This window comes from Pantoea anthophila (genome assembly GCF_026104315.1).
GTDB classification, from domain to species: Bacteria; Pseudomonadota; Gammaproteobacteria; order Enterobacterales; family Enterobacteriaceae; genus Pantoea; species Pantoea anthophila.
Map to the genome: position 1 here is coordinate 110,813 of NZ_CP110473.1, position 24,016 is coordinate 134,828.

Below are 24,016 nucleotides of genomic sequence, written 5' to 3' on the forward strand. Positions count from 1 at the left end.
GCACTAATTACGGTTACGGTGGACTTTAATCACATCCGGCATCACGCGGATTTTCCGCATGATGTTGGCCAGATGGACGCGGTCACGCGCGGTCAGGCGGATAAAGGCGCTGTAAACGCGGCCATCGCGCTCTTCGGTATTCAGGCTCTGAATATTCGAGCCGGCGGTATTAATCGCCGCCGTCAGGTTAGCCAGCGCGCCCTGATGGTTAAACATGTCGACCTTGATCTCCGCCACGAACTCCTGCTCGGTGACTTTGTCCCACTCGACCGGCATGAATTTTTCGGGCTCTTTCTGATAGCCGCGAATATTCCGGCAGGATTCGTGATGCACCACCAGCCCTTTTCCGGGGCTGACGTGGGCCACAATCGGGTCACCAGGAATAGGGCGGCAGCATTTGGCGAAGGTAATCAATACACCATCAGCGCCCTTGATCGGCAGCTTACCGCGTTTGCTGTTGCTGATCGTCTTGTTGTCAGCCTGCAGCAGGTTCTTCGCCACCACCACGCTCATCGCGTTGCCCAGACCGATCTCGGCCAGCAGATCGTCGAGCGAGGTCAGCTTCATGCGATCCAGCTCCTGGCGGATATTCTCAGCCGGGATTTCAGCCAGTTTACGGCTGCCGCCCAGCGCATGGCTGAGCAGGCGGCGACCCAGATTGACCGAGTCTTCGCGCTTAAGGTTTTTCAGCAGCTGACGGATTTTGGCACGGGCTTTGGAGCTGACGACGAAGTTAAGCCATGCGGCGTTAGGCCGGGCGCCTGGGGCGGTAATGATCTCAATCGTCTGCCCGCTGGTCAGCGGCTGCGACAGCGGATAAGGCTGGCGATCGACGCGCGCGCCGACGCAGGCATGACCAATATCGGTGTGAACCGCATAGGCGAAGTCCACCGGTGTCGCGCCGGTGGGCAGTTCCACAATGCGGCCTTCAGGCGTAAAGACGTAGATCTCGTCAGGAAAGAGATCGGACTTCACGCTCTCAATAAATTCAAATGAGCTGCCCGCACTCTGTTGCAGCTCCAGCAGGCTTTGCAGCCAGCGCTGGGCGCGAATCTGTGCGGTGGTGCCACTTTCGCCCGCCTGTTTGTAGGCCCAGTGCGCAGCGACCCCCATCTCCGCCATCTGATCCATATCCTCGGTGCGAATCTGCACTTCAACCGGCACGCCGTGCGGGCCAATCATGGAGGTATGGAGCGACTGATAGCCGTTAGCTTTGGGGATGGCGATGTAATCTTTCACGCGACCCGGACGCGGCTTATAGAGGCTGTGCATCTGGCCCAGAACGCGATAGCAGGTATCCAGGTCTTTCACGATGACGCGAAAGGCGTAGATATCCATGATCGAGTGAAAACGCTGCTCTTTCAGCGTCATTTTGCGGTAGATCGAGTAAAGATGCTTTTCACGACCGCTGACGCGGCAGGGGATGCCCGCTTCCTGCAAACGGCCATCGATCTCAGAAAGAATCTTCTGGATCATCTCTTTACGGTTACCGCGCGCGGCTTTCACCACCTCTTTAATCACCCGATAGCGGTTCGGATAGAGGGCCTCAAAACCGAGCTCTTCCAGCTCCGTTTTCAGATGGTGAATACCCAGGCGGTGCGCCAGCGGACTGTAAATCTCTAACGTCTCCAGCGCAATGCGGCGACGTTTGTCCGGGCGTAATGACCCCAGGGTGCGCATATTGTGGGTGCGGTCAGCCAGCTTGATGAGAATGACGCGGATATCCTGCACCATCGCCATAATCATCTTGCGGAAGTTCTCTGCCTGCGCCTCTTTCTTGTCGCGGAATTTCAGCTTATCCAGCTTGGAAACGCCTTCGACCAGTTCCGCCACGCTTTTACCGAACAGCTGTTCCATGTCCTGGTAAGTGGCAGGCGTATCTTCGATGACGTCATGCAGCAGCGCGGCCATGAGGGTCTCATGGTCGAGCTTCATTTCCGCCAGAATACAGGCCACGGCAACCGGATGGGTGATATAAGGCTCACCGCTGGAGCGTGTCTGTCCCTCGTGGGCATCACGTGCGACAAGGTAGGCTTGCTGGAGGCGCTTGATCTGCTCCTCTGGCAAGTATTTTTCAATCAGTTGATTGAGGCTCTCAAACAGATACAAGGGCGACCTGCAGGTGGCTGTTAACGACGACCTTCAGCGATAGCGGTAACGGCCTGTAACTCAGCGGCTTCCTGCTCTTGCTGTTCCTGACGATCACGCACATCTAAAATCTGATTGGTGACCAGACCTTCTTCGATTTCGCGCAGAGCGATAACGGTAGGTTTGTCGTTCTCTTCCGGAACCAGCGGATCTTTACCGCCAACCTGCATCTGACGTGCACGACGTGCAGCGACCAACACCAGGTCAAAACGATTACCAACTTTTTCTACTGCGTCCTGAACGGTTACGCGTGCCATAGGTGTGCTACTCCACAGATGAAGAAATGACTGCGCATCATACTGAAACTGTATTCAGACTGCCAACAGTTTGCTGATTAAAGCATCGTGACGCGCCTTCTGACGTGCCATGCGCAGACGTTCTGCGCGAATGATGGTTTTCAGATCGGACAGCGCCAGATCGAAATCATCATTCACAATTAAATAGTCATATTCGGCGTAGTGGCTCATTTCCGCAACGGCCTGCGCCATGCGGCGCGTGATGACCTCTTCGCTGTCCTGGCCACGACCGCGCAGACGGCGATCGAGCTCTTCTTTCGACGGCGGCAAAACGAAGATGCTGCGTGCGCCGGGCATTTTCGCGCGAATCTGCTGCGCGCCCTGCCAGTCGATATCGAGAAAAACATCCACGCCGGTCGCCAGCACCTGCTCAATTGCCTGACGTGAGGTGCCATAGTAATTGTCGAAAACTTTGGCGTGTTCGAGAAAAGCTTCTTCCTCAATCATCCGCTCAAATTCATGTTTTTCAACAAAGAAGTAGTGTTCGCCATGGGTTTCACCCGGACGCATACCGCGCGTCGTGTGCGAAACAGAGACCTGCGTGTCATACAACGGCTGGGTCTTTAACAGTGCCTGAATCAGGCTGGATTTACCTGCGCCGCTGGGAGCAGAAACAATATAGAGCGTGCCTTGAGCCATGGTTTTCTTGAATTGATTAAAAGCGGAGTCGATTTCCTGCACAGTATACACAGCTTCCGGTTGCCACGCAGCGTTTGCGCAGCGGCAATAACCAGTTTTTGCGCATTCTGACGCAATGACCTGTCGTGCCGCTGCAATAGCGGGCAGATGACGACAGCCTCTCTTCCATCATTGTACATCGTCGCTGGCTGGTGCTGATGGCCTGAGGTTGAATGCCACAAAACCTCAGGAGAGAGAAGATGAAAGGAGTTGGCTGGAGGCTGTTTGGGGTGGCGCTGGGGTTCGTCCTCTGTCCGGCGCACAGCGCCCTGTGTCCGGTCTGGACCCCCATCCGGGCGGAGAAAGAGATCGCTCGCCTGCAGCAGCAGCTGCAACACTGGGACGAGGCCTACTATCAGCAGGGTCAGAGCCCGGTGGCGGACAGCGATTACGATGCGCTGCAGCAGCGCCTGAATCACTGGCAGCACTGCTTCAGTCCTTCGCAGCCTGCTTATACACCGCAACTGCCGAACAAGGGAGAACATCTGCATCCGGTTGCGCATACCGGCGTGAAAAAGCTGCGGAACAAGCTGGCTCTGGCCTACTGGATGCAGGGACGGCACGATCTCTGGGTACAGCCGAAAGTCGATGGCATTGCTGTTTCGCTGGTTTATCGTCAGGGCCGGCTGGTTTCCCTGTTGAGTCGCGGCGATGGCTTACGCGGTGAAGAGTGGCTGAGTAAAGCCGCTGAGATTCCGGCGATCCCACAGCATATCGACACCCGCCTTGACGAGGTGGTGCTGCAGGGTGAGCTCTTCCTGTCGATGACCGGTCATCAGCAGGCAACGGATGGCGGCAGGAATGCGCGCGCGCAGGTGGCGGGTGCCATGATGAGCAAAACGCGGGCTCCGCTGCGCCAGTCGCTCAATATCCTTATCTGGGCCTGGCCCGATGGTCCCGCCGCAATGACGGAACGCCTGCAGCAACTCAGCCGCTGGGGACTGGGTGTGGCGGAAAAATGGAGTCACCGGGTAAACGACGAAGAGGATGTCGCCGCCTGGCGAACGCGCTGGTTCCATGCTGCGCTGCCTTTTGTGACTGACGGTGTGGTGGTACATCAGGCCCGGCGACCTGCGGGTAAAAACTGGCTGCCGGGCGAGGGGAGCTGGGCCGTTGCCTGGAAATATGAGCCTCCTGAAGTGAGCGCGGAAGTGCTCTCGGTCGATTTCCCCATCGGCCGGACCGGGAAAATCGCGGCGGTTCTCAATCTGCAGCCGGTTCAGCTGGATGATAAGACCGTCAGACGGGTCAGCATCGGATCGCTGCGTCGCTGGCAGGAGATGGACATCGTTGCAGGCGATCTGATTACGCTGAGCCTGGCTGGCCAGGGTATTCCCCGGCTGGAGCGGGTGATCTGGCGCGTGGCAGAAAGGCACTACCCTCAGCCTCCCGATGCGGCGCGCTACACGCCGCTGAGCTGTTTCACCTTCAGTGCCGCATGTCAGAAACAGCTGCTGGCAAAATTACGCTGGCTCAGCCAGAAAGCGGTGCTGAATATTCCGGGCGTAGAGCGCAGCACCTGGCTGCGCTTACTGGAAAGCGGCGCAATGACGCACCTCTTTGGCTGGCTGACGTTAACACCGGAACAGATCGCCGCCGCAACAGGCCTCTCTCCGGAACGGGCAATGGCGATCTGGCACCGCTTTAATCTCACCCGCCAGCAGCCCCTTCGCCGCTGGGTGGCGGCGTCAGGCATTTCGCTACCACGCAAGGCGCTGAACACGCTGCCCGACAGGCAGTGGGAAAGCTTAACGCAGCGGGATGTGATGGCCTGGCAGACCCTGCCGGGTGTGGGCGCAGCACTGGCCCGGCGCCTCGTTGCGCAGTTTCATGATGCCCGGCTGCAGGCCGTGATCGCGTTCCTGCAGCAGCAGAACATCCCCGCCTCCTCAATGCTCGGGATGGGGATAGTTGAAAATGGGCAAACCGAGACGGAAGCGCAGCGCCAGTAAGCGCGCAAAGAATCCGAACAGCAGAGTAATGATGATGACGGCTTCATGCGCCAGGGTTGTTTTCAGCAGCAGGATATACATCCAGCCCGAGGCGAAGGCGATACCGGCGTAGAGCTCTTTCTGAAACACCAGCGGAATGCGATTGCAGAACATGTCGCGCAATACGCCGCCGAAGACACCCGTAATCACCGCGCTGATGGCGGCAATAATCATGGCATGCCCGGAATCCAGCGCAACCTGTGCGCCAATGATGGAAAAGACCACGAGGCCCAGCGCATCCAGCACCAGAAACACTTTGCGCAGGTGTGTCATCAGGGGAGCCACAAATGTCGTCACCACCGCTGCTGCCGCAACGATCATGATGTATTCAGGGTGCTTCACCCAGCCCAGCGGATAGTGACCGAGCAGAATATCGCGCACCGACCCGCCGCCAATGGCGGTCACCGAGGCGATAATAATGACGCCGAACAGATCCATTTTGCGGCGACCGGCCGCTAGCGCGCCGGTCATGGCTTCGGCGGTAATACCAATGATGTAGAGAACAGTCAGTAACATAGCAGGCTCCAGTGAGACGGCGACAAGGCTACGGCATTACCTTAGCGCCAGCGACTGAGATTTTCTGGCGAGCGGCGTCCGGGATGAGCGCAGTTTATACCAGCCAGCGATGGCGTCAGCATATAAAGGCTCTCTGACGAGCGGACTGAGCTGAACGCATGAGAAAATCTGAGATGAAGGCGCAGAGATCCGGGGCATGTTTCTGTCCGGATTGCGCTTACGCAGAACGGGGGACGTCGTGACCGCAAAGGCTTTTTCGCTACCCGGCGAAGATTCATCCGGACAGGAAGGAATAAGCAGAGGTGAGGATAGAGGAAATAACCGGTCAGAGGGAAAAGATATCCGGCGCAATAAAAAAGAAAGGCGTGCTGGTTAACAGCACGCCAACGCATCGTTTCGGATGCTCAGAGCCCACCTTACAGACTTATTATATTATTTGTTTCTTGCACGAATTTTAGCAAAGGCATTCAGGCTAAAACGATATTCTGGCTGGAACCATGAACGACCGTAGTAGCAGTAAATCAGCATGCGAATAGACGCCATCGCCAGATAACCCCAGATTGCACATAATACGGAAGGTGTCAGCCAGACGGTAAATAAGGTCACGCCCAGTCCGGCCAGTACTGACGATGTTTCCGCAAAGGCGATACGGGTGTACTGTTTTTCGCGCTGTAATATCGCACGATAATGCTGGCCCTGTGGAATAATAATAAAGACCACTGAGACCATCTGCAGCATTAATGCCAGCTCGGGCTGATCAAACAGGTTACTGAGCAGATGGCTGCCAGAAAAGAGCAGGCCAAATATTGCCACACCCACCAGGACATTTCCCCAGTAAAGGATGGACAGATCATTGATCGAGAGCATGCAGCGGCGGATCAGTGAGTTTGAGAAGCCACGATCGGCCAGCGTATCGATAGCCAGCAGAGCAATCACGGCGATCGCCAGCAGGTTCAGTTCGTTTGCCTGCAGAATCTGCGCCAGCAACGAAAGCTGCAGAACGCCGATGCCAATAATTTTAATGGAAGAGAGCAGAGACCATTTTGCGCTATTAAGACTGCTTTCGCGTATTGCCATAATATACTCGTTAGAGTCCGGCGACTCTGTGAGAATGTTGTCTTTGTGCAACGGCAAGAGATGATTGCTGTGACACCGTTAATGAGTGCAATTCTTTCTGAGCGGAGTCCTGGAGAAATTTATCAGGCTTGCCCTGTTATTATGTGCTGCTTTAAATAATCCCGGAAAGTATCCCTGGTAAAGTCCCTGTTTCGTGTCATGGCGGAATTCCCTGCTATCACAAAGAATTCCGCCAGATCACGAATAAATCCTGTTGTTTTTTTATATTCTCCTGCCAGCATCCTTGCGGCAAACTCAACGCTTTCATTTAACGATGCGCTGAGCGGTCCATGACTTTTTACTGCTTTATCATTATGGGTATTGCTGTGTGTGAAATGATTTATACATTGTTTTATTTAATTTAACACCATAAGAAAAGTCTGATAACGGGGCCGCAGAAATAAATGGTTTCACTTTGTGCATGATAAATATTAAATCCTCAGTGGTGGCATAATAAACGCCGATTAAGGATTAATGTGTGCAGGAAACAATCAAAACATGCAGGAGGTATTAAAAGCCCTGAAATCCCGGGGAATCCCTGCTTCTGACAGGGTTTTCCCAGGAATTTTCCTGGAAGGGAAGCTTAAGCAGGGTTGTTACTAATGGTGAAGGCGCGGTCACCAATCAGATAAGTGCTTTATGCTTTCTCCGCGCAAATTTTTCTGTTTTTTTTCATTCCCGTCCAGCCATAATTACAGAAAGAAATCGCGCTAAGTTATTGATTTACTGAGTCAGCAGATGATTGAGCTTTTCAAGATCGTTGCTAACCCATTCAATATCCTGCTTAAATTTCTCATCAGAGGTAAATGGCTGGCGATAGACCGTCACCATCACTTCGGCGCCCTGTTCATTCGCTATCACGCGCATAGGCACGTAAATCTCTCTGCCAGAGCCGCTATCAATCCAGTGATCCATCACACCAAACGGATTATGGGGCGAGAAACGGAGCTTCACATTTCCCTGCGGGCCTTTAGCACGCCAGCGATTGCCATCAGGTTCTAACGCGCTGTGCGTCAGGCCGGAAGCCCACTTAGGAAAAAATTCGGGCTTCCAGATGGTTTCATAGAGATCTAACCAGTGGCGCGGAATCGTCAGGCTCAGCGTGCGCGAGGAGAGCATATAACCTCCGGGGGAGAAGCAAAAATGCATTAAAGCACGGCCACCGGTATGTTAAAACGTTGTAACGACAGAAGTGTGGTGCTGGCAGGGTTTCGTACAGGGCGCAGACAGCGTAAGGCGCTGTCTGCAACAGATTCAGATGAAGTTACCGCGCGCAGACACCGCCTGTTCTTCACTCTGGCCGGTAGCGTGACGCAGAACAAAGCCATCTGACTGGGCCATTACGGCGCAACTGTGATTGGGGAAAATGCGCAGCAGCGTGCCGACTTCAGGGCGATGATGCTGATAGAGCAGGAACCCATGTTCTTCCGATAGTTTCGTAACCTCATAGGTCTGACCTGCTTCATCCACGGCAATGCCAAAGCCGCTGGCATTGGTGCCGTGCGGCCCTTTATCCGAACTCAACATTTTTGATCCTGCATCCACAATCACAAAGTGATCGTTCACCGCGACCACACGGGTAGTCACGCTCATTGCCAGCTGATCGACGCGGCTTAAACCGAGACGGCAGGCGGTCAGGTCCAGCAGGGCATAATTGCCGGGCCGGATTTCACTGGTACCGGGCGCAATATCTGCCGCCAGCGCGGTCGGGGTTGAGCCGACAGAAACAGGGCAGTCGCCAAACCCGGCAGCCTGCAACTTTAACTGCAGTCGCTGCATCAGGGCCATTTCCTGTCGGGCAATCTCAGCGATGGCCGCGACATGACCGGCACCATAAGCGTGACCTGCATGCGACACCAGTCCGGCAAAACGTAACCCTTTGTCCCGCAACGCCTGCGCTATCTCCTCAGCTTCATCGCTCTCAGGGTTGACGCCAATCCGGTGTAAACCGACATCAACTTTAATCGCCACCGCCAGTTCGCATTGCGGTTGCTGTTGCCAGGCCGCAGCTATCGCCTCCACACCCTGCAGTCTGTCCGCAATCAGTGTGACTTTCGCCTGGTGTTGCACGGCGAGACGCAGTAATTCTGCCACGCTCTGTGGTTGCACCACCGGATAGGCTAACAGCAGATCGCGAATGCCACCCTGAATGAAGGTGATGCCTTCACTGGGTTTAGAAACGGTGACGCCCTGTGCGCCGAGCGCAAGCTGCTGCTGAGCAATCCAGACGCTTTTATGCGTTTTGATATGAGGGCGAAGTGCAACGCCTGCCGCCTGTGCTTTTTGCTGCATCTGCTGCAGGTTCTGCTCCAGTCGCGCTGCATCCACTTCAATATAGGGGGTAGGGCGGTCATCAATCAGCGGACGCTGCCACTGCTGTTTATCGTTGATATCCATATGAAGGTCCGGCCTTGAGGTAATAAGGGTGTTTATGATTGCTGAATTAACGATCTGATACCAGTCTGCCCACTCGCCGCGTGAGGCCGGACAGCAGAAATGACAGGAACAGGTTAAGCAAAGCCCGACAGGGAACCGGAAGAGGACGCGAACGCCAGACTGCAGGAAGGAAAAGCTAAAAAAATAAAGCAGGCGCGTGGCCTGCTTTATCCGTTAACTCAGACGTAGAGCGATGCTTCACCCGGTGGCCGGGTTTTGAAGCGACGATGCAGCCAGAGATACTGCTCGGGCGCACGCAGGATCTGATTCTCAATGACTTTATTCATATAAGCCGCTGCCGCTGCCTCATCCGTATGCGGGTAGTTTTCCAGCATCGGTTCAATGATCAGGTGGTAGCCATAATTATCGGGATTACGGATCAGCATAATCGGCACCATCGCGGGCTTCGCCAGACGCGACAGGACAAATGTCCCATTGGTGGTGGCGGCTTTTTCTACCGCAAACAGTGGCGCAAAGGTGCTGCCTTTAGGGCCGTAATCCTGGTCCGGTGCGAACCAGACTGATTCACCCTGTTTCAGCGCATGCACCATACCGCGCAGGTCGCGACGGTCGATCATCGCTTTGTTTGAGCGCATCCGACCCCGGGTCTGTACATACTCCATTGCCTGATTGTTATGCGGGCGATACATCGCCATCATCGGCTGGCAGAGACCGCTGATGCGACCGCCCAGTTCCAGCGACATAAAGTGCACGCCAATCAGCATCACACCACGCTTTTCGTTCTGCGCCGCATGAAGATTTGCCATCCCGGTGACATTAAACAGACGCCTTACGGCACGATCCGACCAGAACCATGCGATACCGGTTTCTGCCAGTGCCATGCCCAGTGAGGCAAAATTGCCGGCGATCATCGCCTCTGTTTTTTCTTCACTGATGCCCGGAAAGCAGAGTTCAATATTCCGGCGGGTGATGCGCTCGCGGCGCTGCAGGAAATGACGGGAGATCTTGCCTGCACCGGCACCCAGACGCATAAGAAGAGGGTAGGGAAGCTGGACGATGAGCCACAGCACACTAAGACCAAACCAGGTAAACCAATAACGCGGATGCAGCAGCGAGCTGCTAAATTTTCCGGTGTTTTTCATTAAAACCTTCATGAGATAAATGGATGCATCGCATAAAGAACACTTCCATAAAGTCTCCAGGCGCTACAGCTGTACTGATTTCGACCAGCACTTTATCAAAAAGTGCCTTCAAAGAAAGGGAAACTACTGACTCCACAGGATTGACCAGTTTCATGGAACGAGCGCATTGAGGGTATTCAGACGGGTTTTTTGTGAAAAAGTATTTTTAATTCAGTGTATTAGGAGGCATGCTTCTGAAAGGGAAAACGTGACAAACGACCGTTCAGGAACAGTCCGGAAATGATTATTTATCTATCTTTACGAAATCCCGCGGCACTTAAGCAGCACGATCCTTCTGTATGCCACTACATCTCAGCCCACCCTGTACAAAAAGTGAGTAAGCTGCCATCGCTGACGCTTACTCACTTTCCACCATATAAAGGCTTACTCAATATTAAGAATCTTAAGGTTGATTGTTTGAAATTAGTAATGCATATAAATTAAGTAACTGATTTATTTTGATATTTTGATTTTTCTCACTAAGTCACTCTTCAGTGAGCACTGCTACAAGCTCGTCGGCTAACAAGCTTACTTAATGATTGTCGTAAATCGCTCACCTTTGACCAGTTCACCGGAAGGTTTTCGATAGTAAGACTCGCCATCAAGTCGGTAGTAAGTGTATCCATCTTTTGTTTTAGTGATGTCCATAATCCAGTTTGACTTGTCTATACAATTTTCATCTGATTTCATGTCATCAAAGCACAGTAAGTAGTCAGTGTCGTGGTCTGGAAAAGCACCTGAGTTTTTAGGAGCGAGCTTTTGATACTTACCATCAGATTTCCAGATTGAAACATTGTAGGTTTCACGGGAAAAAATGGTGTTGACTCCATTTTTATCCCACCATTTTATTTTATCACTATCTGAGAAAGGCATGTTTTTAACCAAAAAATCTTTTCTGGTATCAGAACCATGAATTGCTAGCACTTTTGGAGAATTAAAGAAGCTAACATAAAATAATGCTAACATTGTCAATGCCACTATAAAAACTGTACTCTTTTTGAATCTCATTAATTTCTCCTGCTATTTATTTCAAACTCAGCTTTCATATTTGTTAAGAAAGGTTTGAAAGCGAAGTGTTCCCATCTTTGAAGGACAAACCAAATACGAAACGCTCTGATAAAATGAAACTTAGGATTCATGATGTCATTTTTATCGAGGCCGAAATGATCTTGCCCTGTAAATGTTATTTTTGCTACATAACCATTATCAGTTATATCGAGCTGATTTATCTGTATGTTTGTAGCATGAATATCATGTATCGACATGCCTAATCCATTGAAGCTGTCAGCCCATCTATTGAACTTGGGAAGTATCGAATTTCTTAAAGCCTGTGTTATTAGATCTTTATCTGTATCTGATAAGCTTTTTTGTCCAGAAATGACAATCTTATCTAATGAAGACTTAATTACAGTAAGGGGGGAAAGTGGCGAAGATTGTCCGCTCAAAATTAGACTTTTATATGCGCTATCAAGAAAAGGGCTGGAATAAATCTTTCCATTGCCGTGATAAAGATGCTTTACGAGATTGTTGAATATTTGGTGCTGTCCAAGATAATATGCAGGCATAGAAACACGAAGAAACTCATTGAAAAGAAGTTCAGCCATTTCTGATCTGGATTTTTGACGGGTATCCCGGAATGAGTTGAAGATTGATACTTCTTTTCCAGTCCAGGGATCAACCACTTCAGAAACATCATCCAGACCCAAATTGCCTCTGAGTTGCTTCTCAGTAAGATCACCACACTTCATATCATCAGTACTATAATCGTTAAACTTATGCTTTGTTTGATAGATCGTAGCAGGCAACGTTAATACTGACATGATAACCTCCTTGTGATATCAATATTTCGTACTCAATTTTAATATGATTAAAACTTTCAGAATCGCTACATCTGTAAAAAATCAACCCTTGTTTATTACAGTACAGTTCATAAAGCTACCACTCTAAAGATAGAACCGATCCCTGCAATGCTAAACGGCATAATTGAGAAAGTGAAGTGGTGTGTGTCTCACTTTTCATTTTGATTCAGTTTTTCCTGCTGAATTAACCGGAACTCAGGACCTATTTAAAAGCCCATTTAACATGGGCTTATGGATATCGGTGGATAGATATAAATATTACTCGATATTCTGAATCTGCTCGCGCATCTGCTCGATCAGTACTTTCAGCTCAATGGCTGAAGCGGTGATATCGGCGTTAATCGATTTTGACGCCAGCGTGTTTGATTCGCGATTAAACTCCTGCATCATGAAATCGAGACGACGGCCCACGGCCTCTTTCTTTTTCAGGATGTTGTAAGTCTCTTTAACGTGCGCATCCAGACGATCCAGCTCTTCAGCGACGTCAACACGCTGCGCCATCATCACCAGCTCCTGCTCAAGGCGATTATTTTCCAGCTGGACTTCCGCATCTTCCAGCTTAGCGACGAGGCGCTCGCGCTGCCATTTGATCACTTCAGGCATCTGTGCGCGAACCTTACTGACTTCCTGTGAAACGCCTTCCAGACGCTGTTCAATCATCGCTTTCAGCGCGGTGCCTTCGCTTTCGCGAGCCGCAACGAAGTTATCCAGCGCATTGTCCAGCGCCTGCAATAACTGCGTGTTGATGGCATCCAGATCCTGCTCCTGGGCAGACATCACGCCAGGCCAGCGCAGAATATCCAGCGGATTAATCGCGCCTTCATCGCTCTGCATTTTGACCCAGTTAGCGGCCTGAACCAGCTGTTTTGCCAGCGTTTCGTTCAGCATCAGCTCGCCCTGTGCGCTGGGATCGGCGTCATAACGCAGGTTGCACTCGATTTTCCCGCGCGTCAGACGCTGGCGAATGCGCTCGCGGATAACCGGCTCCAGCCCGCGAAACTGTTCCGGCAGGCGGATATAGGTTTCCAGATAACGCTGGTTCACGGAACGCAGCTCCCAGGCGGCGCTGCCCCATTCGCCTTTGGCTTCGCTGCGGGCATAAGCGGTCATACTGCGGATCATAAGTGGCACTCTTTTACGGAAAGATGGGTGAAGTATAGCGAGGCGAGCCACGGCATAACAGGCATAAGCGTCTCACAGGGCAATAACGAACGCTTTACGCCTTCAGTGACAGCCACTTATGATGACCACTGACCCCCTGTGTGAGGATTACTGATCGATGTCTCGCGTGATTGCTCTTCCCGTTATGCTGGCGCTGCTGCTGTCAGGTTGCCAGACTCGCCATCCGGCACCCACTAAACCGCAACCGATCTGCGCGGGTGGCGACATGATGATGCAGACCACCTTGTGGTTTGGACTGAGTAAGCCCGATGGCGGTTCGGTCAGCTCACTCGACTGGATGAACTTCGTGGACAATGAGGTCACGCCACGCTTCAAAGCGGGCCTGTCGGTCTATGACGCTAAAGGTCAGTGGCTGGGGGAAAACGGGAAGCTGGCACGAGAAAACAGTAAAGCGCTGCTGCTGATACACGGCATCGATCCCGCCATCAACCATGATATTGAGGCGCTACGCAGCCTCTATAAAAAACGCTTTCATCAGGAGTCGGTCATGCGGGTGGATGCGCCCGTCTGTGTCGGGTTCTAGGGCGAAGGGGCGGCAGAGCCACCGCCCCTGCATCATCAGATAAACAGACCGGCAAAGGCCGCAGAAAGCAGGCTGACCAGCGTAGAGCCGTAAACCAGCTTCCAGCCAAAGCGGGACACCACATTACCCTGCGTCTCGTTCAGGCCTTTTATCGCTCCCGCCACGATGCCGATTGAGGCGAAGTTGGCGAAGGAGACCAGGAAGACCGACAGAATCCCCAGTCCGCGTGCGCTCATACCTGCCGCTACCTTCTGCAGCTCGATCATCGCCACAAACTCATTTGCCACCAGCTTGGTCGCCATAATAGTGGCCGCCTGCAGGGCATCGGCTTTGGGAATGCCAATCAGCCAGGCCAGCGGATAGAACAGATAGCCGAGAAGCTGCTGGAAGCTGTACCCGAACAGCGCCGCGAACAGCGCGTTAACGGCGGCAATCAGGGCGATAAAGCCAATCAGCATAGCCAGAATGATCATGGCCACTTTGAAACCCGCCAGGATGTACTCGCCGAGCATCTCGAAGAAACTCTGCTCTTCATGCAGTTTTTCCAGGGCGATAGGCTGCTCATCCTGCTGTTTCATCGGGTTGATGATCGACAGGATGATAAAGGTGCTGAACATGTTAAGCAGCAGTGCGGCAACCACATACTTTGCTTCGATCATCGACATGTAGGCGCCGACAATCGACAGCGACACGGTAGACATCGCGGTCGCCGCCATGGTGTACATCCGGCGCGGCGGGATATCTCCGAGGATCCCTTTGTAGGCGATAAAGTTTTCCGACTGACCGAGAATCAGCGTGCTGACGGCATTGAACGATTCCAGCTTGCCCATGCCGTTAATTTTCGACAGCAGCGTTCCGAAAATACGGATCAGTAGCGGCAGGATACGCCAGTGCTGCAATATGCCGATCAGCGCGGAAATAAAGACAATCGGGCAGAGCACGCCGAGGAAAATAAAGGCCAGCCCCTGTTTGCTCATGCCGCCAAACACGAACTCCGTGCCCTGTGCGGCGAAGCCCAGCAATGTCTCAAAGAAGCCGGCGAACGAACTGACCAGCGCCAGCCCTCCGGCAGAGTGAAGGAAGAACCAACCCAGCGCGGCTTCCACCACAATCAGTTGAATAATAAAGCGCAGGCGAATCTGTTTACGGTCATGACTGACCAGCAGCGCAAGGGCGAAAATCACCACCAGCGCCAGCAGGAAATGAAGAATGGCGGCCATATGTTTTTTAATCAGAGTGAAAGGAACGCGCATTTAGCCACAGCTGGCGCGGAATTTCATCTGGAGCCTGCGCCCGACCAGCGCAAGAGACAGCGGGCATGGAAGTCCGTATAATGCGCAGCCAATCATTAGCAAGCCGGAGATAACCCATGCGTCCAGCAGGCCGTCGCGCACAGCAGGTGCGTCCAGTCACATTGACCCGCAATTACACCAAACACGCAGAGGGTTCCGTTCTGGTGGAGTTCGGCGAAACGAAAGTGCTTTGCACTGCCTCCGTAGACGAAGGGGTTCCGCGTTTCCTTAAAGGGCAGGGCCAGGGCTGGATAACAGCTGAATATGGCATGCTGCCGCGTTCGACCCACAGCCGCATGGCGCGTGAGGCCGCAAAAGGCAAGCAGGGTGGCCGCACGCTGGAAATTCAGCGTTTGATTGCCCGCTCACTGCGCGCCGCCGTCGATCTGAAAGCGCTGGGAGAATTCACGATTACACTCGACTGTGACGTGATCCAGGCCGATGGCGGCACCCGCACCGCGTCCATCACCGGCGCCTGTGTGGCGCTGGCCGACGCGCTGAACAAACTGGTCGCCAGCGGCAAGCTGAAAGCCAATCCGATGAAAGGCATGGTCGCCGCTATTTCCGTAGGGATCGTGGCGGGCGAAGCGCTGTGCGATCTGGAGTATGTGGAAGATTCAGCCGCAGAAACCGACATGAACGTCGTGATGATGGAAGATGGCCGCATGATTGAGGTTCAGGGCACCGCCGAAGGCGAGCCGTTCAGCCATGAAGAACTGCTGGCACTACTGGCGCTGGCACGCGGCGGAATTGAGGAGTTAATTCAGGCGCAGAAAGCGGCACTGAACAGTTGATGTAACAGGCGACCACAGAGTCGCCTTTTCTTTATTTGAGGAGTGAGAAATGAAAGCCTGGCAGCGTCAGTTTATTGAATTCGCCCTGAACAAACAGGTGCTGAAGTTCGGTGAGTTCACTTTGAAGTCCGGACGTAAAAGTCCCTATTTCTTTAACGCCGGTCTGTTTAACAGCGGACGGGATTTAGCGCTGCTGGGACGCTTCTACGCGCAGGCGCTGGTGGATGGCGCTGTCGATTTCGATCTGCTCTTTGGCCCGGCCTACAAAGGTATTCCGATTGCGACCACCACCGCGGTGGCGCTGGCCGATCATCATGACCGCGACGTGCCTTACTGCTTCAACCGCAAAGAAGCCAAAGATCACGGCGAAGGCGGCCTGCTGGTGGGCAGCCCGCTGCAGGGCAAAGTGATGCTGGTTGATGACGTGATCACCGCAGGTACGGCGATTCGTGAGTCGATGGATATCATTGGCGCGCACAACGCTACGCTGGCGGGCGTGCTGGTTTCGCTTGATCGTCAGGAGCGTGGCCGCGGTGACATGTCAGCCATTCAGGAAGTGGAACGTGATTATGGCTGTAAGGTGACGGCGATTATTACGCTGGCAGACCTGATTACGTGGCTGGAAGAGAAGCCGGAGATGGCCGATCACCTGGCTCAGGTGCGTGCCTATCAGCAGGCGTACGGGATTTAACACGGGCGGGCGTGATGCCCGCCTTTGCTCAGACCAGCTGGGCCGCGATAAGTGGCCAGCGGCTATCGAAGTCTGCGGTAGGACTGAAGCGAAACTCCGAGCGGACATAGCGCGACAGTAAGCCTTCACAGAAGGCCAGCAGCTGACTCGCCAGCAGTGCTTCATCAGCCTGAAAGGCTTCACCCTCACGCATTTTACGCTCACGCATGACCTGTCGCAGCTGCACTTCAATCCGCTCAAACAGCTGGTTGATGCGTCCCTGCAGCCGGTCCTGCTCAAACATCAGCGCATGACCGGTCAGAATGCGCGTCAGTCCCGGATTACGCTCACCAAAACCCAGAATCAATTGCACGATCAGACGCAGGCGCGTCATGGTCTCTTTTTCATCTTTGAGGATCAGATTGATGCGGGTAATGAGACTGTCTTCGATAAACTCGATCAGACTGTCGAACATCCGTGTTTTGCTGGGAAAGTGACGATAGAGCGCCGCTTCGGATACGCCCACGTTGGCTGCCAGTTTGGCTGTGGTAATACGCTGACTGCCATCACCGGACTGCAGCATCTGCGCCAGCGCCTGCAAAATCTCTTCACGACGATTTCGCTTCACGACTTTTTTTTCTGCCATGACCTTAAAAACCCCTGAAATTCACCTGAAACAGGCAACACCTACGCATCTGCCACAAGAACGCGTCTCATGGCGATGAGGAAAAATAACGGGCGTAAGTGAAAGTCGGTATTACGGGTTACTGGCGGCCTGAGTGGCCGAAGCCGCCTTCGCCGCGCAGGCTGGCGTCAAACTCTTCTACCAGATTAAATTCCGCCTGCACTACCGGAACGAAGACCAGTTGCGCCATGCGGTCGCCAGGCTGCAGTGAGAAGCTTTCCTGACCGCGGTTCCAGACGGAAACCATCAGCTGTCCCTGATAGTCGGAGTCAATCAGACCGACCAGGTTGCCCAGCACGATGCCATGCTTATGGCCAAGGCCGGAGCGCGGCAGGATGACCGCAGCCAGATCGGGATCGGCAATATGAATCGCCAGACCGGTCGGAACCAGCGTCGTGGTGCCCGGTGCGATGTCGAGAACATCATCAATACAGGCGCGTAAATCTAACCCAGCGGAACCTGACGTAGCGTAGGTCGGCAGCGGAAATTCTTTGCCGACGCGCGCATCGAGGATTTTAACGTCTATTTTTTTCATCATAACGGCTGACAATCTCGTCTATTAATTGTTGGCCAAGGAGAGACTTATCGCTGAGCGGTAAGCGCTTTTCTCCATCCTGCCAAAAAAGGTGAAGAGCATTGGTGTCGCTATTAAACCCCTGTCCGGTTTGAGCGACGTTGTTAGCGCAGATCAGATCCAGATTCTTGCGCACCCGTTTTTGCCGGGCGTATTCTTCCACATTCTGTGTTTCAGCAGCAAATCCAACGACGAATGGCCGGTTTTCCTGAAGTGCGGCGACGCCGGCAACAATGTCGGGATTCTTTATCAGGTTCAGCGTGACGGTATCATCGCCGCCCTGTTTCTTGATTTTATCGGCCGCAATATCGGCTGCCCGGTAGTCTGCCACGGCTGCGCTTGCAATGAAAATATGTTGTTTATCTATCTCACCCATCACGGCGGCCTGCATCTCCAGCGCGCTGGTGACATCTATGCGCCGCACGCCGGCAGGGGCTGACAACGTGACCGGGCCGCTGACCAGCGTAACCGTTGCGCCGCGTCGGGCGGCGGCGGCGGCAATTGCAAACCCCATTTTTCCGGAGCTGTGGTTGGTGATGTAGCGCACCGGGTCGAGCGCCTCACGGGTCGGACCGGCGGTAATCATAATGTTGAGATGTTGCAGATCGTTGACGGGGGTGGCCCACGTGACCGCATGGTCCACAATCGCCAGCGGATCGAGCATCCGGCCGGGGCCGACATCGCCGCAGGCCTGGCTGCCGCTGTCCGGTCCCCAGATCAGCACGCCACGCGCCTGTAACAGCTCCAGGTTGTGCTGCGTCACCGCCGCGCGATACATCTGCTGATTCATGGCGGGTACCACGGCCACGGGCGAGGCGGTCGCTAACACGGCGGTGGTCACCAGATCGTTTGCCATACCGGCGGTGATACGGGCTATCAGGTCAGCCGTCGCCGGTGCCAGTACAATCAGGTCGGCCCACTTTGCCAGCTCAATGTGACCCATCGCGGCTTCCGCCGCCGGGTCGAGCAGATCGTCAAACACCGGATAGCCGGAGACGGCCTGTAAGCTGAGCGGCGTAATAAACGCCTTCGCGCCCTGCGTCATCATGACGCGGACATCGGCACCGCGATCGCGCAGGCGGCGTACCAGCTCCGGAGTTTTATAAGCAGCAATGCCGCCGCTTACGCCAAGAAGAATTTTTTTGCCGGCTAATCCCATCATGATGTTGGCCTCACTAAGCTCTCTGCCGCACGGGGCGGCGAATGCACGGACTTTATCACAAAAGTGCGGATGCGCCTTTTCACGGACTGCGTTTGCGAGCCGCCTCGAAGATTGTGGCTGCGCTGATGGCACCCCGGGCATGGCTGGGTCATGCTGAGGTTGATCTCAGGGAGAGCAGACATGAAAAACAGTGGACCACGGGAAAAACTGCAGAAGCTGGGCGCGCATGCCCTCAGCGATACCGAACTGCTGGCCATTTTTCTCCGCACCGGCTCGCCCGGGCAGAACGTCATTGAGCTGGCCGGACAGATGCTGCAGGAGTTTGGCTCGCTTTATCAGCTGATGACATCGGGCAAGGCGGCTTTCAGTAACATAAAAGGCGTTGGTGATGCCAAACTGGCCCAGCTGCACGCGATTGCCGAACTGGCGAAGCGTTTTTTTGCCAGCAAGCTGGCGCGCGAAAGCGTGATGGAAAATCCCCAGATCACCCGCCAGTATCTGCAAAGTTTATTAGCCCATCAGGAGCGCGAGATCTTTATGGCGCTCTTTCTGGATAATCAGCACCGGGTGCTGCGGGCACAAAAAATGTTCTCGGGGTCGATTAACAGTGTGGAAGTGCACCCACGCGAGATCGTCCGGGAGGCGCTGAAGCTCAACGCCGCCGCGCTGATTCTGGCGCATAATCATCCGTCGGGCATGGCGGAACCGAGCCGGGCTGACCGCCAGGTAACCCATAAAGTCAGCGAAGCCTGCCAGCTTCTCGACATCCGCCTGCTCGATCATCTGGTGATAGGTCATGGCGAATATGTCTCCTTTGCTGAGCGGGGATGGCTCTGATAGCGGGAAAATTCGCGCCAGGTGGCGGCTTTTTGCCCGATCATTCGGGATCTTTATCTGTTCGGGACTTGAGCACTTGGGCTGAGCGGCGTATACTACGCCACCTTTGAGAATCTCGGGTTTGGCGGTTAGGCCAGCTTAGCGGGTTCCATGGAACTCGCCTGGCGGGCTGCAAGCCTGACGAGGCGGCCAAAACCTAATTTTTAAAGCTCGAGCTGATTTGATTTTTGGAGAATAGACATGTCACGAGTCTGCCAGGTAACTGGAAAGCGTCCGGTGACCGGTAACAACCGTTCCCACGCAATGAACGCGACGAAACGCCGTTTCCTTCCGAACCTGCACTCACACCGTTTTTGGGTTGAGAGCGAGAAGCGCTTCGTTACTCTGCGTGTATCTGTAAAAGGTATGCGTATTATTGATAAAAAGGGCATTGATACGGTGTTAGCCGACATGCGTGCCCGTGGTGAGAAGTACTAAGAGTACTAAGGAACTGAATCATGGCTAAAGGTATTCGTGAGAAGATCAAGCTGGTTTCCTCTGCTGGTACAGGTCACTTCTATACCACCACGAAGAACAAACGTACTAAACCAGAGAAGCTGGAACTGAAAAAGTTCGATCCGGTTGTACGTCAGCATGTGATCTACAAAGAAGCTAAAATTAAGTAATTTTAGTGTTCTGCTAAAAACCCGGCTCCGGCCGGGTTTTTTGTTTGTGTAAAACGCTGAGGAGAGGGTATGCCAGAGTTGCCAGAGGTTGAAACCAGCCGCCGCGGTATCGAACCGCATTTGGTGGGTGAAACCATCCTTCACGCCGTGGTGCGTAATTCCCGTCTGCGCTGGCCTGTTTCACAGGAGATCCATGCGCTGAGCGATCAGCCGGTGCTCAGCGTGCAGCGCCGGGCGAAATATCTGCTGCTGGAGCTGCCGCATGGCTGGATCATTATCCACCTGGGCATGTCCGGCAGCCTGCGCGTGCTGCCGGAAGAGCGGCCTGCGGAGAAGCATGACCATGTTGATTTGATGATGAGCAACGGCAAAGTGCTGCGCTACACCGATCCGCGGCGTTTTGGTGCCTGGCTCTGGAGCAGCGAACTGGCAGGCAGCAGCGTGCTGGCGCATCTGGGACCGGAGCCACTGAGCGACCAGTTTGACGCGGCTTACCTGTTTGAGAAGTCACGCGGCAAGCGAACGGTGATTAAGCAGTGGCTGATGGATAACAAAGTCGTGGTGGGGGTGGGCAACATCTACGCCAGCGAGTCACTGTTTACCGCCGGGATCCTGCCCGATCGTGCCGCCGGCAGTCTGTCGCAGGTGGAAGCAGAGCTGCTGGTCAACACCATCAAGGCGGTGCTGTTACGTTCCATTGAGCAGGGCGGAACCACGCTGCGGGACTTCTTACAGAGCGACGGTAAACCGGGCTATTTTGCGCAGCAGCTGCAGGTCTATGGCCGGGCAGGTGAGCCCTGCCGGGCCTGCGGGACACCCATTATCAGCGGCAGGCATGGGCAGCGCAGCACCTACTGGTGCCCCCGCTGCCAGCACTAAGCCAGCTTAGCCAGCAATGCCTGATGGACGGGCGCGGACAGGAAGGCGGAGACATCACCGCCGTGACGCGCCACCTCTTTGACCAGCGAAGAGGAGATAAACGAGAAGCCCTCAGACGGCATCAGGAAAACGCTCTCCAGCGTCGGCAGCAGGTGACGATTCATCTGCGCCAGCTGCATTTCATACTCAAAGTCTGACACCGCACGCAATCCGCGCACCAGCACATTTGCCTGCTGGTCTCGCGCAAAATTGGCCATCAGGTCGCTGAATCCCACCACCTTAACGTTGGGCAGATGGGCCACCATTTCACTCGCCAGCGCCACGCGCTCCTCCAGGCTGAACAGCGGCTTTTTGCTGGGGCTGGCGGCAACGGCCAGAATAACCTGATCAAACATCTGCGCGGCGCGCGTCACGATGTCGAGATGGCCAAGGGTGACAGGATCAAATGTTCCGGGATAGATGGCTTTCGTGCTCATACCTGCCCTTTTTTCGCAGCCTGATTCAGCGCCCAGAGGGCGGCATATTTGTTAAAGGTATATTGTGCGTTGACCACCGCCAGTATCCAGCCCTGCTTTCCGTCGAGAAAACCGGCGCGCAGCAGCAGCGTTTTCACAAACGCGCCCAGCGTATGACTGAACAGCGAGAACAGACCGCAACGCTTACCACGCTGGTGGCGTTCCGTGGCCCAGGCTTCGGCATAGGCCAGTTGCTTACGCTGAAAAGCGATCAGATCGCGGCAGGTCAGATGCTGTAAATCGCCGGGTAACGCCACCACCGGTGCCCCGTCACGCTGCAGCGATTCATGCACCAGATTATCATTGTAGCGGAAGGTGCGCGGATAGAGCCGCATCACGCGGTCAGGGTACCAGCCGCTGTGGCGCATAAAGCGCCCCAGAAACAGATTGCTGCGGCCCAGGCTGTAAATCGTGCGGCCCGGCGGCGCGATAAGCACCTGCTCAATCGCCGCGCGCAGTTCCGGTGTGACGCGCTCATCGGCATCGATCATCAGAATCATATCGCCGGTGGCATAGTGCTGCGCGCGCTGGCGCTGGATGCCATACCCCTGCCAGTCATCGCTGTGGTAGACCTTCGCGCCAGCCTGCGTGGCAATATCGGCACTTTTATCGTGACTGCCTGAATCCAGCACGATAATCTCATCCGCCCAGCTGACTGAAGCCAGACAGTCTGGCAGCAGTTCCGCTTCATTTTTGGCGATCATAACGACTGAAAGACGCTGGCGTGCTGACATCAGTGAGCCCGTGGAGGTAAATGCGGTTCAAGTAACTGGAGCAGACGCTGTAACGCACCCTGGTTCTGGTGCAGCACGTCCACGGCATGACGGCCGTAATAACGACGATAGTCATCATCCTGCAACAGGTTGGTGACCTCTTTTTCCAGCGAGAACACGTCGGTGACGGTAATCAGTCCCTGGCCTTCCTGCAATTTGCCGCAGATATCTTTGAAGTTCCAGATATGTGGCCCCATCAGAACCGGAATCGCGTGCGCTGCAGGCTCCAGCGGATTGTGTCCGCCGCGCTCCACCAGGCTGCCGCCGACAAACGCCAGATCGGCAATGCCATAAAGCAGCATCAGTTCGCCCATCGAGTCGCCGATGACCACCTGGGTGGAGCCCGAGGGGATCTCGCCGCTGCTGCGCAGAATAAAGCTAAAGCCGCGCGACTGGGTCAGTTCACGCGCATCGTTAAAGCGCTCAGGATGACGCGGAACCAGAATCAGCAGCAGATCAGGGAACGTCTGCAGCAGGCGGCGGTGGGCATCCAGCACAATGGCCTCTTCGCCTTCGTGGGTGCTGGTGGCAATCCAGACCGGACGGCGTGGCGCCCACTGGCGACGCAGCGTGACGGCTCTGGCGGCCAGTTCTGGCGTGACAGAAATATCAAACTTCAGGCTGCCGGTGATCGCCAGCTGAGAGCGTTTCAGGCCCAGCTCCAGGAAGCGGTCGCCATCTTCACTATTCTGCGCTGCTATCAGCGTGATGCTCTGCAACAGCCTGCGCATGAATTTACCCAGCTTGCGATAGCCTTTGGCGGATCGGGCTGAGAGACGCGCGTTGGCGATCACCAGCGGAATGTTACGCTGATGCAGAATGCGGATGATGTTCGGCCACAGCTCGGTTTCCATGATGATCACCAGCCGGGGGTTGACCGTGTCCAGAAAACGATTAATCGATCCGGGCAGATCGTAAGGCAGATAGACGTGGTGCACATCTTTGCCAAAGGCTGACTGTGCACGCTCAGAGCCGGTTGGCGTCATGGTCGTGACGGTAATCGGCAGGGTCGGGTAACGATGACGCAGCGCGCGCACCAGCGGCACCGCGGCCAGGGTTTCCCCCACGGAAACCGAATGCAGCACAATGCCGTCGGGCTTCACTTTGCCAACGCAATAGCCATAGCGCTCCGCCCAGCGTTTGCGATACGCCGGTGCTTTACGACCGCGCAGCCACAGGCGCAGCCAAATCAGTGGCTGAATAAAGTAGAGCAATGCGGTGTAAATGGTCGTCATAGTTACCGTTACAGCAGGTTCGCGTCTAAAAACAGGTTAAAATCAGAT

Annotated in this window: 27 protein-coding genes; 8 read left to right on the forward strand and 19 right to left on the reverse strand. The window is 54.4% G+C overall.

Going from position 1 to position 24,016, the window contains the following annotated elements; all coding sequences use genetic code 11:
• Positions 1 to 3 precede the first annotated feature (3 nt).
• The 3 genes from spoT to gmk are packed head-to-tail and all read right to left on the reverse strand — an operon-like array spanning position 4 to position 3,083.
• On the reverse strand, positions 4 to 2,109 hold the full coding sequence (gene spoT / locus OJ965_RS03035) for a bifunctional GTP diphosphokinase/guanosine-3',5'-bis pyrophosphate 3'-pyrophosphohydrolase (protein ID WP_009088134.1): 2,106 nt from the start codon (positions 2,107 to 2,109) through the stop codon (positions 4 to 6).
• Between the two features lie 20 nt (positions 2,110 to 2,129).
• Complete coding sequence (rpoZ, locus tag OJ965_RS03040) at positions 2,130 to 2,405, reverse strand: DNA-directed RNA polymerase subunit omega (protein ID WP_003851346.1); 276 nt, start codon at positions 2,403 to 2,405, stop codon at positions 2,130 to 2,132.
• A gap of 54 nt (positions 2,406 to 2,459) precedes the next feature.
• Positions 2,460 to 3,083, reverse strand: a complete 624-nt coding sequence (gmk, locus tag OJ965_RS03045) for a guanylate kinase (RefSeq protein WP_009088132.1) — start codon at positions 3,081 to 3,083, stop codon at positions 2,460 to 2,462.
• Between the two features lie 239 nt (positions 3,084 to 3,322).
• Between gmk and ligB the strand changes: the two genes are divergently transcribed.
• On the forward strand, positions 3,323 to 5,074 hold the full coding sequence (gene ligB, locus OJ965_RS03050; RefSeq protein WP_265137751.1) for an NAD-dependent DNA ligase LigB: 1,752 nt from the start codon (positions 3,323 to 3,325) through the stop codon (positions 5,072 to 5,074).
• Here the strand turns inward: ligB and OJ965_RS03055 are convergent.
• The 9 genes from OJ965_RS03055 to OJ965_RS03095 form a co-directional block, all read right to left on the reverse strand.
• Positions 5,012 to 5,629, reverse strand: coding sequence for a trimeric intracellular cation channel family protein (locus OJ965_RS03055; protein WP_009088129.1), 618 nt, complete (start codon positions 5,627 to 5,629; stop codon positions 5,012 to 5,014). The genes ligB and OJ965_RS03055 overlap by 63 nt on opposite strands.
• Positions 5,630 to 6,061: 432 nt before the next feature.
• Positions 6,062 to 6,706 (reverse strand): oligosaccharide flippase family protein, encoded by a 645-nt coding sequence (locus OJ965_RS03060; RefSeq protein ID WP_111207998.1) that lies wholly within the window; start codon positions 6,704 to 6,706, stop codon positions 6,062 to 6,064.
• A gap of 762 nt (positions 6,707 to 7,468) precedes the next feature.
• Entirely contained in the window at positions 7,469 to 7,864 is a 396-nt protein-coding gene (locus OJ965_RS03065) for a hypothetical protein (RefSeq protein WP_009088126.1), read from the reverse strand.
• A 135-nt stretch (positions 7,865 to 7,999) separates the two neighbouring features.
• Entirely contained in the window at positions 8,000 to 9,142 is a 1,143-nt protein-coding gene (locus OJ965_RS03070; protein ID WP_265137752.1) for an alanine racemase, read from the reverse strand.
• 218 nt (positions 9,143 to 9,360) lie between these two features.
• On the reverse strand, positions 9,361 to 10,284 hold the full coding sequence (lpxP, locus tag OJ965_RS03075) for a kdo(2)-lipid IV(A) palmitoleoyltransferase (RefSeq protein WP_009088122.1): 924 nt from the start codon (positions 10,282 to 10,284) through the stop codon (positions 9,361 to 9,363).
• Positions 10,262 to 10,438, reverse strand: coding sequence for a hypothetical protein (locus tag OJ965_RS03080; protein WP_158000249.1), 177 nt, complete (start codon positions 10,436 to 10,438; stop codon positions 10,262 to 10,264). The genes lpxP and OJ965_RS03080 overlap by 23 nt, the downstream gene beginning before the upstream one ends.
• Positions 10,439 to 10,851: 413 nt before the next feature.
• Positions 10,852 to 11,331, reverse strand: coding sequence for a DUF943 family protein (locus OJ965_RS03085; protein ID WP_154929311.1), 480 nt, complete (start codon positions 11,329 to 11,331; stop codon positions 10,852 to 10,854).
• Positions 11,331 to 12,143: a DUF3289 family protein gene (locus tag OJ965_RS03090; RefSeq protein ID WP_154929309.1), complete on the reverse strand. Its 813-nt coding sequence runs from the start codon at positions 12,141 to 12,143 to the stop codon at positions 11,331 to 11,333. Before OJ965_RS03090 ends, OJ965_RS03085 begins: the two co-directional genes overlap by 1 nt.
• A 297-nt stretch (positions 12,144 to 12,440) precedes the next feature.
• Positions 12,441 to 13,304, reverse strand: a complete 864-nt coding sequence (locus OJ965_RS03095) for a YicC/YloC family endoribonuclease (RefSeq protein WP_009088118.1) — start codon at positions 13,302 to 13,304, stop codon at positions 12,441 to 12,443.
• Positions 13,305 to 13,461: 157 nt separating this feature from the next.
• Between OJ965_RS03095 and OJ965_RS03100 the strand changes: the two genes are divergently transcribed.
• On the forward strand, positions 13,462 to 13,887 hold the full coding sequence (locus tag OJ965_RS03100; protein WP_265137754.1) for a DUF3574 domain-containing protein: 426 nt from the start codon (positions 13,462 to 13,464) through the stop codon (positions 13,885 to 13,887).
• 35 nt (positions 13,888 to 13,922) lie between these two features.
• On the opposite strand, the gene OJ965_RS03105 is transcribed toward OJ965_RS03100, so the two are convergent.
• Entirely contained in the window at positions 13,923 to 15,107 is a 1,185-nt protein-coding gene (locus OJ965_RS03105; protein WP_140029956.1) for a NupC/NupG family nucleoside CNT transporter, read from the reverse strand.
• A 149-nt stretch (positions 15,108 to 15,256) separates the two neighbouring features.
• On the opposite strand from OJ965_RS03105, the gene rph reads away from it, so the two are divergent.
• Together rph and pyrE are read left to right on the forward strand one after the other, a co-directional pair.
• Positions 15,257 to 15,973, forward strand: coding sequence for a ribonuclease PH (gene rph, locus OJ965_RS03110; RefSeq protein ID WP_009088115.1), 717 nt, complete (start codon positions 15,257 to 15,259; stop codon positions 15,971 to 15,973).
• Between the two features lie 49 nt (positions 15,974 to 16,022).
• Positions 16,023 to 16,664 (forward strand): orotate phosphoribosyltransferase, encoded by a 642-nt coding sequence (gene pyrE / locus OJ965_RS03115; RefSeq protein ID WP_009088114.1) that lies wholly within the window; start codon positions 16,023 to 16,025, stop codon positions 16,662 to 16,664.
• Between the two features lie 28 nt (positions 16,665 to 16,692).
• On the opposite strand, the gene slmA is transcribed toward pyrE, so the two are convergent.
• The 3 genes from slmA to coaBC all read right to left on the reverse strand — a co-directional run bounded on the left by slmA (position 16,693) and on the right by coaBC (position 19,064).
• Complete coding sequence (gene slmA, locus OJ965_RS03120) at positions 16,693 to 17,289, reverse strand: nucleoid occlusion factor SlmA (RefSeq protein ID WP_009088113.1); 597 nt, start codon at positions 17,287 to 17,289, stop codon at positions 16,693 to 16,695.
• 118 nt (positions 17,290 to 17,407) lie between these two features.
• Complete coding sequence (gene dut, locus OJ965_RS03125) at positions 17,408 to 17,866, reverse strand: dUTP diphosphatase (protein WP_033736106.1); 459 nt, start codon at positions 17,864 to 17,866, stop codon at positions 17,408 to 17,410.
• Positions 17,844 to 19,064, reverse strand: coding sequence for a bifunctional phosphopantothenoylcysteine decarboxylase/phosphopantothenate--cysteine ligase CoaBC (coaBC, locus tag OJ965_RS03130; RefSeq protein ID WP_058957376.1), 1,221 nt, complete (start codon positions 19,062 to 19,064; stop codon positions 17,844 to 17,846). The genes dut and coaBC overlap by 23 nt, the downstream gene beginning before the upstream one ends.
• 180 nt (positions 19,065 to 19,244) lie before the next feature.
• On the opposite strand from coaBC, the gene radC reads away from it, so the two are divergent.
• The 4 genes from radC to mutM all read left to right on the forward strand — a co-directional run bounded on the left by radC (position 19,245) and on the right by mutM (position 21,445).
• On the forward strand, positions 19,245 to 19,901 hold the full coding sequence (gene radC, locus OJ965_RS03135; protein WP_009088110.1) for a RadC family protein: 657 nt from the start codon (positions 19,245 to 19,247) through the stop codon (positions 19,899 to 19,901).
• Between the two features lie 240 nt (positions 19,902 to 20,141).
• The gene (rpmB, locus tag OJ965_RS03140; protein WP_006121249.1) at positions 20,142 to 20,378 is read left to right on the forward strand and encodes a 50S ribosomal protein L28; all 237 of its coding nucleotides are present in this window, start codon (positions 20,142 to 20,144) and stop codon (positions 20,376 to 20,378) included.
• 20 nt (positions 20,379 to 20,398) lie between these two features.
• On the forward strand, positions 20,399 to 20,566 hold the full coding sequence (gene rpmG, locus OJ965_RS03145) for a 50S ribosomal protein L33 (protein ID WP_001051798.1): 168 nt from the start codon (positions 20,399 to 20,401) through the stop codon (positions 20,564 to 20,566).
• 69 nt (positions 20,567 to 20,635) lie between these two features.
• Positions 20,636 to 21,445 carry a bifunctional DNA-formamidopyrimidine glycosylase/DNA-(apurinic or apyrimidinic site) lyase gene (mutM, locus tag OJ965_RS03150; protein ID WP_265137757.1) on the forward strand — a complete coding sequence of 270 codons (810 nt, stop codon included), beginning with the start codon at positions 20,636 to 20,638 and terminating at the stop codon, positions 21,443 to 21,445.
• Here mutM and coaD read toward each other — a convergent pair.
• The 3 genes from coaD to waaA are packed head-to-tail and all read right to left on the reverse strand — an operon-like array spanning position 21,442 to position 23,968.
• Entirely contained in the window at positions 21,442 to 21,921 is a 480-nt protein-coding gene (coaD, locus tag OJ965_RS03155) for a pantetheine-phosphate adenylyltransferase (RefSeq protein ID WP_046100859.1), read from the reverse strand. The genes mutM and coaD overlap by 4 nt on opposite strands.
• Complete coding sequence (locus tag OJ965_RS03160) at positions 21,918 to 22,694, reverse strand: glycosyltransferase family 2 protein (RefSeq protein ID WP_265137759.1); 777 nt, start codon at positions 22,692 to 22,694, stop codon at positions 21,918 to 21,920. The genes coaD and OJ965_RS03160 overlap by 4 nt, the downstream gene beginning before the upstream one ends.
• On the reverse strand, positions 22,694 to 23,968 hold the full coding sequence (gene waaA, locus OJ965_RS03165) for a lipid IV(A) 3-deoxy-D-manno-octulosonic acid transferase (RefSeq protein ID WP_009088102.1): 1,275 nt from the start codon (positions 23,966 to 23,968) through the stop codon (positions 22,694 to 22,696). Before waaA ends, OJ965_RS03160 begins: the two co-directional genes overlap by 1 nt.
• Positions 23,969 to 24,016: the final 48 nt, after the last annotated feature.